Origin of the sequence: Erwinia artemisiae (assembly GCF_051400835.1) — a bacterium.
Taxonomy (GTDB): Bacteria; Pseudomonadota; Gammaproteobacteria; order Enterobacterales; family Enterobacteriaceae; genus Erwinia; species Erwinia aeris.
In genome coordinates this window covers 23,835-37,223 of the sequence record NZ_JBLFFM010000007.1, presented here as the reverse complement: position 1 = coordinate 37,223, position 13,389 = coordinate 23,835, and the positions used below count along the sequence as shown (strand labels likewise).

Sequence of the window (13,389 nt, the reverse complement as noted above, 5' to 3'; positions counted from 1 at the left end):
CATGCAAAATTTCAGCGCCGTGCGCCTTAGCTTTTGTCCGGTATAAAACGGAGGAGCACCCGCGTGCCGCCTTGCGCTTGCGGGGTAATTTCCAGCTGCGCGTTCAGACTTTTTGCGCGCTCCTGCATTATAGCCAAACCGTAGTGGCCGGGTTTGGCATCGGCCAGACAAAATCCCTGGCCGTTATCGCTGACCTCAATATGCAGCAAATCGGCGGCCGACTGCGTAACGCGTACCGCAATGTCGCTGGCGCGCGCGTGGCGGAGAGCGTTGAGCAGCGCTTCCCGGACGATTTGTAAAACGTGTACCTGCTGTTGCGCATTCAAACGCTGCTGCCGCGCCTCGCTGATAAGCTTAATATCCGCTTCCGTTTGCCGGTTAAGCTGCGCGACGACCTGTTCCAGCGCGGTCGTGAGGTCGGCCGGCTCCACCGACAGGCGAAAAGTGGTCAGCAGTTCGCGCAGCTGGCGATTGGCTTCGGCCAGCGCCACGTCGATTTCGCCGACGATAGCTGCCGGCGGCGTCTCTTTGTCGACCACGCGCTTCAGCCGCGCCAGCTGAATGCGCAGGTAAACCAGCGACTGCGCCAGGGAATCGTGTAGCTCTCTGGCGATAGTGGCGCGCTCTTCCATCAGCAGCAAATGGCGGCCTTTTTCTTCAGCGTCGTCCAGCTGTAACGAGCGGCCCAGCATCGTCGCCAGCCCCTGCATCAGCGAGGGTTCGCTGTCACTTGCCTGCCAGCGCAGCACCCCGCCTTGCGTCTGCTCCAGCGGCAGGCTGTGCCAGGCGAGACGTTTATCCTCTTCGCCAGCGGTCAGCTGCCAGCGAGGCGCCACGTCCAGAGCGATAATCGGCAGATTTTCATGCTCTTTCGCCAGCTCAAGCACCTGCGCATAGGCCTTATCGTGTCCGCGCAGCATCTCGGAGCAGCGATAAAGCAGTTTCAGGCGGCGATTCGCCTGGCGCAGATCGCCGGTTCGCTCTTTGACCGCCTGTTCAAGCCACAGATACTGTTTTTCTAAATCGCCCGACATGCGGGCAAAGGCTTTCGCCAGCAGGGCAATGGCAATAAAGCCCAGCAGGCAGGCGCCTGCCACCAGTTTCATTTTCAGCTCCGCCCAGCGCTGCAGGGCAAGCACAAATCGATCTATCTGCGCGACATAGTGCGAGACATGCTGCCGGAAGCGCTGACCATCGTCCCTGGTCAGCTCGGGCTGTAGCTTTTGCCAGGCCGTCAGCATTTCGTGATAGCGCGCTTTAACATTGTTTGGCACCCAGGCATGCTGTAGCGAAAGCAGCACCGGCGCCTGAAGCGACTGCTGATAGCTGAGGATATCGCTGTCCAGCGAGGGCGAGCGGGTTGCGGCATCCAGCGCCAGGCGGTAGCTCTGCATGCGCAGCGAACCGGCCATATTGAGCGCCTCGGCATCGCGCAGGCTGGCTGAAAGCGTCAGCAGCGCCAGAAAAGAACAGCACACGGCCAGCAGCACGATAGCGAACAGCGCGCGAGCCAGGCTGCGGGTAACGGAACGTTTTAACATGCAATGCTCCCGTAAAGGGCGTTAACGCTGCGGATAGCGTCATCGGCCAGCGTCAGCCAGATAAGGCCTGCCGCAGTATAAGCTTTTCCTCGCGCGGTGCAGCGCACGAACGCCGGCGCTTTGCGAAAGATCAAAAGTGTGCGGTCGCGCACTTGAAGCCAGACGCGGCGGCGGGTAGAGTTAAAAAGTCGTCATAAAATTACGCTGCGCATTAATATAAAGTTACATCATGCAGAAAAAGTAACTTTTATTGACGCTTCTTGGGATAAATGTTTGTCACGCCCACATTCCTTTAACGCTTTTACCGCGCGCTTACCCTGCTTTGCACCTCATCCGTCATAGTTAACGCCGTATCCCGAATCATGCTATCCGCTAATCCGGATAAGGAGCTAACTATGAATAAACTGCCTGCAACGATTGCCGCTGCCATTCTGGCCGCCACTTCATTTTCAACGCTGGCCGCCACCCAGGTCAGCACTGAACAGAGTCAAAACCTGCAACAAATGGGCACGGTTTCCGTGACCGGCGTGACCGGCTCGCTGGATGACGCCACCGCGCAGCTGGCGCAAAAAGCCGAAGAGATGGGCGCCAGCCACTATCGCGTGATCCGTGCCGACACCCCCGGCGACTCCAGCCTGTGGAGCGGCAACGCCGAGATTTACCGCTAGAACCTGTCCTGTCCCATGTAGCCTTTCCCTGTTGGAGAACCGACCGTCTTAAGCGGTCGGTTTTTTTTTGCCTCCTCTGATGGAAGTCACAAAACCTCACGATTTCGCCTACAGATTTTTTGCGTCGGCTTTACAGAACGGTTAGGATGCATCGCCGTGATTTTCCCGCTTCCGTCAACACAATAACTACAGGAAGAGGGGAAAACGCCCGAACGCCTGCGGGCAACGCAATCGTTTGGTTAGCGCAACAGAAATCAGGTCGCCCGGGAATGGTAGCCGTATCACTGTGGACAGGATAATTAGGAAAGAAAATGAAAGCTGATAAAAAAGCGGTAGCAGACAAGCGCGCCGCAAGAAGACGTTGGTTAAATTCTCATGATTCCGGCTATCACAAAGCGATGGACAATCGCCATGTGCAGATGATTGCTATCGGCGGGGCTATTGGTACCGGCCTGTTCCTGGGTGCGGGCGCGCGATTGCAAATTGCCGGTCCGGCGCTGGCTATCGTCTACCTGGTATGCGGCATCTTCTCTTTCTTTATACTCCGCGCGTTGGGCGAGCTGGTTTTACATCGTCCTTCCAGCGGCAGCTTCGTTTCTTACGCACGTGAATTCCTGGGCGAAAAAGCCTCGTACGTTGCAGGCTGGATGTACTTTGTTAACTGGGCGATGACCGGGATCGTGGATATCACCGCCGTAGCGCTTTATATGCACTACTGGGGCGCGTTTGGTGATGTGCCGCAGTGGGTATTCGCGCTGGGCGCGCTGGCTATCGTCGGTACCATGAACATGATCGGCGTAAAATGGTTTGCCGAAATGGAGTTCTGGTTTGCGCTGGTGAAGGTGCTGGCTATCGCGCTTTTCCTGATTGTGGGCGTGGTGTTTCTTGGCAGCGGCAAGCCGCTGGACGGCAACGCCACCGGCTTCCACTTGATTACCGATAACGGCGGCTTCTTCCCGCACGGTTTGCTGCCTGCGCTGGTGCTGGTGCAGGGCGTCGTTTTCGCCTTCGCCTCTATCGAGCTGGTTGGCACGGCGGCGGGAGAGTGTAAAGATCCGAAGACCATGCTGCCGAAAGCGATCAACAGCGTGATCTGGCGTATCGGCCTGTTCTATGTCGGCTCCGTGGTGTTGCTGGTGCTGCTGCTGCCGTGGAACGCCTATCAGGCGGGTCAAAGCCCGTTTGTTACCTTCTTCTCGAAGCTGGGCGTGCCCTATATCGGCAGCATCATGAATATCGTGGTGCTCAGCGCAGCGCTCTCCAGCCTGAACTCTGGCCTCTATTCTACCGGCCGTATTCTGCGCTCGATGTCTATGGGCGGATCGGCACCAAAGTTCCTCTCTAAAATGAGCGGTCAACAGGTGCCTTATATGGGCATCCTGGTCACCATAGCCGTCTATATCGTGGGCGTCTGGCTGAACTATATCGTGCCTTCGCGCGTGTTCGAAATCGTACTGAATATCGCTTCCTTAGGGATTATCTCTTCCTGGGCCTTTATCGTGGTTTGCCAGATGCGTCTGCGTAAGGCGATTAAAGAAGGCCGCGCGGAAGACGTCAGCTTTAAGCTGCCGTGGGCGCCGTTTACGTCCTGGCTGACGCTGCTGTTCCTGGCCAGCGTGCTGGTGCTGATGGCGTTTGACTACCCGAACGGCACCTACACTATCGCCGCCGTGCCGCTGATCGCCGTCGTGCTGGTGCTGGGCTGGTTCGGCGTGCGTAAACGCGCTAACCAAATCGCGCAGACCGAGCACGATCACGTGGTGGAAGAGACGTCGCGCTGAAGCTGAAGCAGCAGTAAAAGGCGGCCCCGGTGGCCGCCTTTTTTATGTCCGCTGATAGTTTTCCCCCAGGGCAGGCCTTATGATGGCTCACTTCCGCTAAAGGCAACGGAGCCTGTATGTCAGTCAAAGTCGAAGTGATCAAAGATAAAATCCTGTCGGAAAATTGGTTCCTGCTGCGCAACTTCACCTATGACCTTACGACGAAAAATGGGGAAACCCTGCGTCATAAGCGCGAAGTTTACGATCGCGGCGACGGCGCCACCATCCTGCTTTACAACCGTGAAAAAAACAGCGTGGTCCTGACCCGTCAGTTTCGTATCGCCACCTGGCTGAACGGCAACGACAGCGGCCTGCTGATCGAAACCTGCGCCGGCTTGCTGGACGATGATTCGCCGGAAGTCTGTATCCGTAAGGAAGCGGTTGAAGAAACCGGCTATGAAGTGGGAGAAGTGGTCAAGCTTTACGATCTTTATATGTCGCCAGGAGGCGTAACCGAACGGCTGCATTTTTTTGCCGCAGAGTATAACGACTCGCTGCGGGCCACAGCAGGCGGCGGCGTTGACGATGAAGATATTGACGTGATGGAGCTGAGCTTTGCCGATGCCTGGAGCAGGGTGAAAACAGGGCAGATTAAAGATGCTAAAACGGTGATGCTGCTCCAGTATGCGCTGATTGAAGGTTGGTTAACGCTGGGTTAAAAATGACGGACTGATGATTAACAGCTGGTCTTAATAAGATAAGAGCGTCCGGGTCAATAAATAAAATAATCCGCAAATATTAACCTTAGTTTTTGCGGGTTAACTTCAGTTAATTATTTATTTAATATCTTCGCAGACGATGGCATAAATATAAGCTAAACAGGGAGGAGAATAAACTTTTTGCATGTGCCTCTGAGCAGGCTATTCAGGCTGGCATCAGAACTATCTGCTTATATGATGAAATTTCAGGCTTAACAATCTTATTCGGACAGCTTGCAGCCGCCGCACAGGCTTTGCCGCGCTGGGCGCAAAAGGTGACAAAGCTCACACTATTACTGCAGTTTTAATCCTTTCTAAACAAAAAAACTTTATTTTCATCTGATAATAAGCGATTTTTTGACGGTCCTGCGGCGCTTTTTTCCTTGTCCGATTTATCTGATTGAGCCGCCTGCACATAAAGTTCAATATAATTAAAGCGGGTAATTATTCTTTTAATGCGCTGCGGCTGATTTAATTGTGCCGAGCGGTAACCGCTACGCTATGCTTACTGCTTAACTGTCATTCGGGGATACGGGTATCGATGCATTATTGGATAAAGTTACCTTTGGCGCTGCTGTTTTTTGCCGCCGGACTGCATGCCGAACCCCTGCAAAAAACCTTTTCTGACTGGCAGATAACCTGTAATAACCAGAACTACTGCGTGGCCCGGAGCGTGCCGGGCGTCAACGGGCTGGTGATGACCATCAGTCGTCATGCCGGCGTTAACGATCGGCCCTTTCTGCGTATTGATTACGGCAGTCGCTATACCGGCAAGCTGAGCGGCGCGCCTTTGCAGGACAATCTGCTGCTGGACGGCCAGCGGCTGAAGCCCGATTTAAAACATTGGGAGGTTCAGCCGCATCACCTTTCTACCGGCCATGCTATCTCCATCAATGAGTTTCTGTCGCTGGTGATGGACGCTGATAATCTACAGCTGCTTTATCGGCCGCGCGCCACTATCTCGCTGCACGGCCTGAAAGCGGCGCTGCTACTGATGGATGATATCCAGGGGCGGGTCAACGGCATGAGCGCCTGGATTAAAAAGGGTGAACGTCCGGCAATGGACGTGCCGCCACCGCCCGATTTCCCCGTAGCTCCCCGTCTGCAACCGGTGCCGCCCGCCCTGACGCGTGAAGAAACTACCGGCCTGCTGGATTACGGCACCTGGCGCGTCAATACCGATCGCTGCTCGTTGGATCCTCAGCGTCGCCAGGTCAGCGTCGCGCCGCTGAACGATAAAAAAGCCCTGTTGCTGGTCAGCTGTGAAATGGGTGCCTATAACGTTATCGATCTTGCTTTCGAGGTCACCCGCAGCCAGCCCTATATGGCCAGAGGATTGACCCTGACGCTGCCTTTTACGCCGCCGCGTCATGGAGAAAAAAAGCTGGAGCTGATCAATGCCGATTATGATGCCAGCCGCGGCGAGCTGCTGACGTTTGGCAAAGGAAGAGGCCTTGGCGACTGCGGTACGGCTACCCGCTGGCAGTATGACGGGCGCGAGTTTGTGCTGACGGAATATGCGGAAGAGGGAACCTGCGATGCCTGGCACGGCAGCGACGACTGGCCGACGCTCTGGACCAGCAAAAGGGATATGCCGCCTGCGCCAGAGCAGGCGTCTACGGAGTGAAAAGGCTTCATTGAGTATGCTTTCCTGAACGGCGTAGAAAAGCGCAAAGCTTTTACCTGATTCACGGCGCCCCAGCCCGGTGAGGCGCCCGTTTACGCGATCAGCTGCCGCGATAGGTTGAGTAGCCGTACTGGCTAAGCAGCAGCGGCACATGATAATGCTCGGCCGTGTTGCTGATATGAAACTCTACCGGGATCTCCGGGAAGAAGCTCTCCTGCTTTTGCTCGCTAAAATAGCGTCCGGTTTTAAATACGACGCGGTAATCGCCGGTGGCTGCAGGCTGCGCAGGCCAGAACTGTTTAATACGTCCATCCTTATCGGTGCTGGCCTTGTTAAGGAATTTCCAGCCCGCGTCCTGTTTCTGCTCCAGCGTAACTTCCACATTCGATGCCGGTTTGCCAGTTTGCTGGTTCAGCACGTGTACGCTTAAAAGATTCTGCTCTGCGGCCATCGCGGAGGCAGAAGCGGTAAGGGCGAGCGCCAGCGCTGCCGCGTTGAAATACTGTTTCATCATCACTTCTCCTGTTTGAATATGCCTCTTTATAACGTAGAACAAAGGGAAACAACCTGACGCGAGCATGACAAAAATGTCAGATTGGCTGAAGTTCGGGGACAAAATTTCCGCCTCGTGGCAGACTTGTGCTTATGAAACTATTGCTGATTGAAGATAACCAGAAAGCCAGCGACTGGCTTTGTCAGGGCCTGCGCGAAGCCGGATTTGTGGTGGACAGCGTCACCGACGGCCGCGACGGACTGCACCTGGCCCTGAGCCAGAACTATGCGCTTATCGTGCTGGATATCATGCTGCCCGGCATGGACGGATGGCAGGTATTACGCTCGCTGCGTACCGCCCGCGCCACGCCGGTAATTTGCCTGACGGCAAGAGATTCGGTAAACGATCGTGTTAAAGGGCTGGAGCTGGGCGCCAATGATTACCTGGTCAAACCTTTCTCTTTTGCCGAGCTGCTGGCCCGCATCAGAGCGCAGCTGCGCCAGAATCACCCTACGCAAGCGGTGCTGACGGTTGGCGATCTGGTCATGGATTCGGTGCGGCAGACGGCCAGCCGGCAGGGCGAATCGGTCGCGCTGACCCGTAGAGAATTCGCGCTGCTGTGGCTGCTTGCCAGCCGACGCGGAGAAATAGTGCCGAGAACGCTAATCGCCAGCGAGGTCTGGGGCATTAATTTTGACAGCGAAACGAACACGGTTGACGTAGCCATCCGCCGTTTGCGCCGCAAGATAGACGACCCCTATGAGCCGAAACTGATCGACACCGTGCGCGGGATGGGATACCGGCTGGCAGAGCCGGGAGAACCGCATGCGTAAGATCTCGCTGACGGCCCGACTCACGATCATTTTTGTGCTGATTATGGCGGCGGCCTGCGGCGGCATCACGCTGACGCTTTACGGCGCGTTACGCCACGAGCTGATCTGGCGTGACGATCGCACGCTGATTAATCGGGCGCTTCAGCTGCGCCAGCTGTTGCAGGATGGCGCGAAGCCGGAAATGCTGCCGCTTTATTTCAGCCGCATGGTGGACACGCAGCAGGATATCCTGCTGATCCGTCAGGCTGCGGGGCCGGACGTGACGATTAACCAGACGGGCATTGGGCTGGCGGCGCTGACCGCAGAAAACCAGCCGGGCGTGCTTCGCCGACAGCGCACCAAAGAAGGTGAAGAGCTAACCATTCTCAGTCTGCAAGGCGAATCGAACGGCGGCGCGGTGACGCTGACGGTAGCGCGGCTGGCGCGCGAAAGAGCCAAAATGCTGGAGCAGTATCGCCAGGAAAGCCTGCTGGTGTGCCTGGCTGCGCTGATGCTTGGGGCTATCCTGAGTCCTCTGCTGATCCGGCGGGGACTAAGAGCCATAGGCGCGCTCAGCAAAATCACCGCGGCCACCCACGCCGACAGGCTTTCTGACAGCGTTCCACTGAATACTCTGCCCCGCGAGCTGCTGCCGCTGGGCGAGGCGCTTAACGTGATGCGCAGCCGCCTGGCGCACGATTTTACCCGGCTGACCCGATTTGCCGACGATCTGGCACATGAGCTCCGCACGCCGGTCAACGTGATGCTCAGCCAGAATCAGGTCGCACTGGGGCAGGAGCGCACGCCGGAAGCGTACCAGCAGCTGCTGGAAGGAAATATCGAAGAGCTGGAGAATCTCTCTCGCCTGACCGACAACATTCTGTTCCTGGCCAGAGCCGATCACCACAACGTGGCGCTCAGAAAAGAGGTTTTTTCGCTGCCCGACACGCTGGAAAATATCACCGATTTTCTGGAGCCGCTGGCGGAAGAAAAAGGGCTACGTTTTGCGCTGGAGGCGGAAGGCGATATTCAGGCCGATAAAATGCTGTTTCAGCGGGCGCTGGTCAATCTGATTACCAATGCCGTTCGCCACGCGCCGGAAAACACGCTGGTTCGCATAAAAACCGAGGCGACAGGAGAAGCTGTCGATATAGCCGTGGGTAATAAGGGTGAGCCTTTGGCGGAGACGGAAAAATTATTTGAGCGCTTCTGGCGCGGAGACGAGGCGCGCAACAGCGTGGGATCGGGACTGGGTCTGGCGCTGGTTAAAGCTATTGCGGAACTGCACGGCGGCTACGCCTGGTATCAGCATCGCGAAGGGGAAAATCTGTTTGGTATCAGGCTGGGCGGTGAGACTCCTGCCCGCCAGGGGCGGGCAGGAGAACAGGCTTAGTGAGGCTTCAGCAGTTTTTCTGCATGGCTGACGATGTTTTCCACCGTAAAGCCAAACTCGTTAAACAGCTTCTCTGCCGGTGCGGACTCACCAAAGGTGGTCATCCCGACAATCGCGCCGTTCAGGCCGACATACTTATACCAGTAGTCTGCGATGCCCGCTTCTACCGCCACGCGAGCGGTAACGCCGGAAGGCAGCACCGATTCGCGATAGGCCAGATCCTGCTTATCAAACAGGTCGGTTGAAGGCATAGACACCACGCGAACTTTATGGCCGTTGGCGGTCAGTTTTGCTGCCGCGCCCAGCGTGATTTCCACTTCAGAACCGGTTGCGATCAGGATCACTTCCGGCGTGCCTTCGCTATCTTTCAGCACGTAGGCACCGCGAGAGATGTTTTCCAGCTGCTCTTTGGTACGCTCCGGCTGCGCCAGGTTCTGACGGGAAAGGATCAGCGCGGTCGGGCCGTGGTGGCGCTCAATCGCGTGTTTCCAGGCCACGGCGGTTTCTACCTGATCGCAAGGACGCCAGACGCTCATGTTTGGCGTAACGCGCAGGCTGGCGATCTGCTCAACCGGCTGGTGCGTCGGGCCATCTTCGCCCAGACCGATGGAGTCGTGTGTGTAGACCAGGATCTGACGCGCCTTCATCAGCGCCGCCATACGCACGGCGTTACGCGCATACTCGACGAACATCAGGAAGGTAGCGGTGTAAGGCACAAAGCCGCCGTGATGCGCGATGCCGTTAGCGATAGCGGTCATACCGAATTCGCGCACGCCGTAGTGGATATAGTTACCCGCCAGGTCGTCTTTAATCGATTTGGAACCGGACCAGATAGTCAGGTTGCTTGGCGCCAGGTCAGCGGAACCGCCCAGGAATTCCGGCAGCAGCTTGCCATAGGCTTCCAGCGAGTTCTGGGAAGCTTTACGGCTGGCGATTTTCGCCGGATTAGCCTGCAGCTCTTCGATAAACTTCTGCGTTTCCTGCTGCCAGTTTTCCGGCATGCCGCCATCCATACGACGAGCGTACTCTTTCGCCAGTTCCGGATAAGCCGCTTTATAAGCTGCGAACTTGTCGTTCCACGCTTTCTCGTACTGCTGGCCCGCTTCTTTGGCATCCCACTGTGCGTAGATTTCCTGCGGGATTTCGAACGGCGGATAGTTCCAGCCCAGCTGTTTGCGGGTCAGTGCGATCTCTTCATCGCCCAGCGCCGCGCCGTGCGCTTCTTCTTTACCGGCTTTGTTTGGCGAACCGTAGCCGATAATGGTACGGCAGATGATCAGAGAAGGCTTATCGGTCACGCTCTGCGCTTCTTTGATCGCTTTCGCTACCGCTTCGGCGTCGTGACCGTCTACTTCGCTGATCACATGCCAGTTGTAGGCTTCAAAACGCTTGGCGGTATCATCGCTGAACCAGCCTTCCACTTCGCCGTCGATCGAAATGCCGTTGTGATCGTAGAAACCGATCAGCTTGCCAAGGCCCAGCGTGCCGGCCAGCGAGCAAACTTCATGCGAGATACCTTCCATCAGGCAGCCGTCACCCATAAACACATAGGTATGGTGATCGACGATCTCATGATCGGGACGGTTAAACTGCGCGGCCAGCGTGCGTTCGGCAATCGCCAGACCCACGGCGTTGGCCAGACCCTGACCCAGCGGGCCGGTAGTGGTTTCCACGCCTGGCGTGTAGCCGATTTCCGGGTGGCCCGGCGTTTTGGAATGCAGCTGGCGGAAGTTTTTCAGTTCTTCAATCGGCAGGTCATAGCCGCTCAGGTGCAGCAGGCTGTACAGCAGCATGGAGCCGTGACCGTTGGAAAGGATAAAACGGTCGCGATCGGCCCAGGCAGGGTTAGTCGGGTTGTGATGCAAAAAGTCGCGCCACAGCACTTCTGCAATATCTGCCATGCCCATTGGGGCGCCTGGGTGACCCGATTTGGCTTTTTGCACCGCATCCATACTCAGCGCACGGATTGCATTAGCCAACTCTCTACGTGAAGACATATTTTTCTCCCTGATATTTTTGGGGGGACGAACTGGGCAAATAAACGTCGGGCGACTTTCCCCGACGCGCGTCGGGGAGGCCCGTGAACGAAATTACAGCTTAGCGGCCAGCACGTCTTCCAGGTGCTGTTGGTCAACGGCAAACTGGCGGATACCTTCGGCCAGTTTTTCTACCGCCATAGGATCCTGATTGTGCTCCCAGCGGAACTCCGATTCAGAAAGCGGAGCAGGCTGGTGGAAAGCTTCAGTTGACGGCGTCAGCTTGCGCTCAACCGGCGCGTCGCTGGCCTGCAGCTCTTCCAGCAGGTTTGGTGAAATAGTCAGGCGATCGCAGCCCGCCAGCGCGATGATTTGTTCCGTTTTACGGAAGCTGGCGCCCATGATGATGGTGTTATAGCGGTGCTGCTTGTAGTACTCGTAGATTTTACGAACGGAAACCACGCCTGGATCTTCATCCACCACATAAGGGTCAAGCGGCTTGCGGGTGTTGTACCAGTCGTAGATACGGCCGACAAACGGCGAAATCAGGAACACGCCCGCTTCCGCACAGGCGCGCGCCTGGGCAAAGGAGAACAGCAGCGTCAGGTTACAGTTGATGCCGTTTTTCTCCAGCTCTTCCGCCGCGCGGATGCCTTCCCAGGTGGAAGCGAGCTTGATCAGAATACGTGAACGGTCGATACCGTTGTCTTCGTACATTCTCACCAGCTTCTCGGCTTTGGTCACGCACATGCCGCGGTCAAACGACAGGCGAGCGTCCACCTCGGTAGAAACGCGGCCAGGCACGCTTTTCAGGATTTCCATACCGAGGTTGACGTTGACTTTGTCGCTGGCGTTGATGATTTGCGTCTCTTTGCTGCCGCCCTGTTTTTTGGCGTAGTCGATAGCGTCGGTGATCAGGTGCTTGTAAGAGTCGAGGCTGGAGGCTTTCAGGATCAGAGATGGGTTGGTGGTGGCATCTTCAGGGTGATAATTACGAATAGATTCGATATCGCCACTGTCCGCCACCACGGTGGTGTATTGTTTCAGTGCGTCTAGCTGGTTCATCTCATGGCTCCTTGATGGGCAATCTGCAAAACTAATGATGACCGTGCCGGAACATCGGCTGTCGCCGGGCTACAAAGCCCAATAGCGAACGAACCGGGCCGCAATCCTGTGCATTTACGCAGGGCCGGCTTCCGACGCGGTGGATTATTCTCAGGCCAAACATTGCATCAGACGTCCTGTAATGGGAATGCGTTTTCTCTGATTGTTGCAATGGGTTAGCCCAATGGCTGGTAAAACGCGGTACCTGAAAGTGTAGCACTTCTTCAGGATTACGGCAGGCGGCAGCACTGGCTGCTACATTTTTGGGGAAGGCGAGGGGAAAAATAGCGAGCGGCGGCTTCCGGCTCGCTATATCAATGTTAAATCCAGGCTTTAACCGGCAGGAAATCGGTGTACAGCGCGGCTTCCGGCGTGCCCGGCTGCGGCTGGTAGTCGTATTCCCAGCGTACCAGCGGCGGCATCGACATCAGAATGGATTCGGTACGGCCGCCGGTCTGCAGACCAAACAGCGTGCCGCGATCCCACACCAGGTTGAACTCCACATAGCGGCCACGGCGGTAAAGCTGGAACTGGCGCTCGCGCTCGCCCCACGGCAGCGTTTTGCGCCGCGCCACTATCGGCAAATAAGCGTTGAGGAAGCCTTCGCCGACCGCCTGCATAAAGCGAAAACAGTGGTCAAAATCCGGCGTGTTCAAATCGTCAAAAAACAGGCCGCCGATGCCGCGCTGCTCGTTACGGTGTTTAATAAAGAAATAGTCGTCACACCACTTTTTGTAGCGTGGATAGACCTCTTCGCCAAAGGGCTGACAGAGATCGGCCGCGGTTTGATGCCAGTGCACCGCGTCTTCCGTAAAGCCATAGTAAGGCGTCATATCGAAACCGCCGCCGAACCACCATACCGGGTCGGCGCCCGGCTTTTCGGCAATAAAAAAGCGCACGTTGGCGTGGCTGGTGGGCACGTAAGGATTGGACGGATGGATCACCAGCGATACGCCCATCGCTTCAAAACTGCGGCCGGCCAGCTCCGGCCGGTGCGCGGTGGCGGAGGCGGGCATCTGGTCGCCGTGCACATGAGAAAAGTTAACGCCAGCCTGTTCAAACACCGCGCCGTTGCGCAGCACGCGGCTTCTGCCGCCGCCGCCGCCTTCGCGCGTCCAGCTGTCTTCCGCAAACTGCGCCTTGCCGTCAGCCTGCGCCAGCTGCTGACAGATTGTGTCCTGTAACCTGAGCAGAAACTGCTTTACCAGGGCGATATCGGGTGTATTCATGGTTTTGCCTGACTGTAAAATGACGCGC

General features: G+C 56.6%; 11 protein-coding genes. 6 read left to right on the top strand and 5 right to left on the bottom strand.

Annotated features, from left to right (window positions below; translation table 11 throughout):
- Positions 1 to 26: 26 nt before the first annotated feature.
- Complete coding sequence (locus ACMGEE_RS15650) at positions 27 to 1,541, bottom strand: type IV pili methyl-accepting chemotaxis transducer N-terminal domain-containing protein (RefSeq protein ID WP_253459431.1); 1,515 nt, start codon at positions 1,539 to 1,541, stop codon at positions 27 to 29.
- Positions 1,542 to 1,936: 395 nt separating this feature from the next.
- Between ACMGEE_RS15650 and ACMGEE_RS15645 the strand changes: the two genes are divergently transcribed.
- From ACMGEE_RS15645 to ACMGEE_RS15630, 4 genes are all read left to right on the top strand, one after another.
- Positions 1,937 to 2,209, top strand: coding sequence for a YdgH/BhsA/McbA-like domain containing protein (locus tag ACMGEE_RS15645; RefSeq protein WP_125289577.1), 273 nt, complete (start codon positions 1,937 to 1,939; stop codon positions 2,207 to 2,209).
- A 311-nt stretch (positions 2,210 to 2,520) separates the two neighbouring features.
- A complete protein-coding gene (gene ansP / locus ACMGEE_RS15640) occupies positions 2,521 to 3,990 on the top strand; it encodes an L-asparagine permease (protein ID WP_436830323.1) in 1,470 nt (489 codons plus the stop codon).
- A 116-nt stretch (positions 3,991 to 4,106) separates the two neighbouring features.
- Positions 4,107 to 4,688, top strand: a complete 582-nt coding sequence (nudK, locus tag ACMGEE_RS15635) for a GDP-mannose pyrophosphatase NudK (protein WP_369895784.1) — start codon at positions 4,107 to 4,109, stop codon at positions 4,686 to 4,688.
- A 580-nt stretch (positions 4,689 to 5,268) separates the two neighbouring features.
- Positions 5,269 to 6,354: a DUF1176 domain-containing protein gene (locus tag ACMGEE_RS15630; RefSeq protein WP_436830322.1), complete on the top strand. Its 1,086-nt coding sequence runs from the start codon at positions 5,269 to 5,271 to the stop codon at positions 6,352 to 6,354.
- A gap of 100 nt (positions 6,355 to 6,454) precedes the next feature.
- Here the strand turns inward: ACMGEE_RS15630 and hiuH are convergent, their stop codons facing one another.
- Positions 6,455 to 6,865, bottom strand: a complete 411-nt coding sequence (hiuH, locus tag ACMGEE_RS15625; protein ID WP_253461251.1) for a hydroxyisourate hydrolase — start codon at positions 6,863 to 6,865, stop codon at positions 6,455 to 6,457.
- A gap of 134 nt (positions 6,866 to 6,999) precedes the next feature.
- Between hiuH and hprR the strand changes: the two genes are divergently transcribed.
- Both hprR and ACMGEE_RS15615 read left to right on the top strand, forming a co-directional pair.
- The gene (gene hprR, locus ACMGEE_RS15620) at positions 7,000 to 7,680 is read left to right on the top strand and encodes a response regulator transcription factor HprR (protein WP_253459439.1); all 681 of its coding nucleotides are present in this window, start codon (positions 7,000 to 7,002) and stop codon (positions 7,678 to 7,680) included.
- The gene (locus ACMGEE_RS15615; RefSeq protein WP_253459441.1) at positions 7,673 to 9,052 is read left to right on the top strand and encodes a heavy metal sensor histidine kinase; all 1,380 of its coding nucleotides are present in this window, start codon (positions 7,673 to 7,675) and stop codon (positions 9,050 to 9,052) included. Before hprR ends, ACMGEE_RS15615 begins: the two co-directional genes overlap by 8 nt.
- Here the strand turns inward: ACMGEE_RS15615 and tkt are convergent.
- The 3 genes from tkt to hemF all read right to left on the bottom strand — a co-directional run bounded on the left by tkt (position 9,049) and on the right by hemF (position 13,361).
- The gene (gene tkt / locus ACMGEE_RS15610) at positions 9,049 to 11,049 is read right to left on the bottom strand and encodes a transketolase (RefSeq protein WP_253459443.1); all 2,001 of its coding nucleotides are present in this window, start codon (positions 11,047 to 11,049) and stop codon (positions 9,049 to 9,051) included. The two genes, ACMGEE_RS15615 and tkt, sit on opposite strands and share 4 nt — an antisense overlap.
- A gap of 93 nt (positions 11,050 to 11,142) precedes the next feature.
- Positions 11,143 to 12,093, bottom strand: coding sequence for a transaldolase (gene tal / locus ACMGEE_RS15605; protein ID WP_253459445.1), 951 nt, complete (start codon positions 12,091 to 12,093; stop codon positions 11,143 to 11,145).
- Positions 12,094 to 12,452: 359 nt separating this feature from the next.
- A complete protein-coding gene (hemF, locus tag ACMGEE_RS15600) occupies positions 12,453 to 13,361 on the bottom strand; it encodes an oxygen-dependent coproporphyrinogen oxidase (protein WP_253459447.1) in 909 nt (302 codons plus the stop codon).
- Positions 13,362 to 13,389: the final 28 nt, after the last annotated feature.

Excerpts from the sequence above, each read along its gene's own strand:
- ACMGEE_RS15615 (WP_253459441.1), top strand. The coding sequence starts at position 7,673 with ATGCGTAAGATCTCGCTGACGGCCCGACTCACGATCATTTTTGTGCTG.
- hemF (WP_253459447.1), bottom strand. The coding sequence starts at position 13,361 with ATGAATACACCCGATATCGCCCTGGTAAAGCAGTTTCTGCTCAGGTTA.
- tkt (WP_253459443.1), bottom strand. The coding sequence starts at position 11,049 with ATGTCTTCACGTAGAGAGTTGGCTAATGCAATCCGTGCGCTGAGTATG.
- ACMGEE_RS15630 (WP_436830322.1), top strand. The coding sequence starts at position 5,269 with ATGCATTATTGGATAAAGTTACCTTTGGCGCTGCTGTTTTTTGCCGCC.
- nudK (WP_369895784.1), top strand. The coding sequence starts at position 4,107 with ATGTCAGTCAAAGTCGAAGTGATCAAAGATAAAATCCTGTCGGAAAAT.
- ACMGEE_RS15650 (WP_253459431.1), bottom strand. The coding sequence starts at position 1,541 with ATGTTAAAACGTTCCGTTACCCGCAGCCTGGCTCGCGCGCTGTTCGCT.
- ACMGEE_RS15645 (WP_125289577.1), top strand. The coding sequence starts at position 1,937 with ATGAATAAACTGCCTGCAACGATTGCCGCTGCCATTCTGGCCGCCACT.
- hprR (WP_253459439.1), top strand. The coding sequence starts at position 7,000 with ATGAAACTATTGCTGATTGAAGATAACCAGAAAGCCAGCGACTGGCTT.
- hiuH (WP_253461251.1), bottom strand. The coding sequence starts at position 6,865 with ATGAAACAGTATTTCAACGCGGCAGCGCTGGCGCTCGCCCTTACCGCT.
- tal (WP_253459445.1), bottom strand. The coding sequence starts at position 12,093 with ATGAACCAGCTAGACGCACTGAAACAATACACCACCGTGGTGGCGGAC.
- ansP (WP_436830323.1), top strand. The coding sequence starts at position 2,521 with ATGAAAGCTGATAAAAAAGCGGTAGCAGACAAGCGCGCCGCAAGAAGA.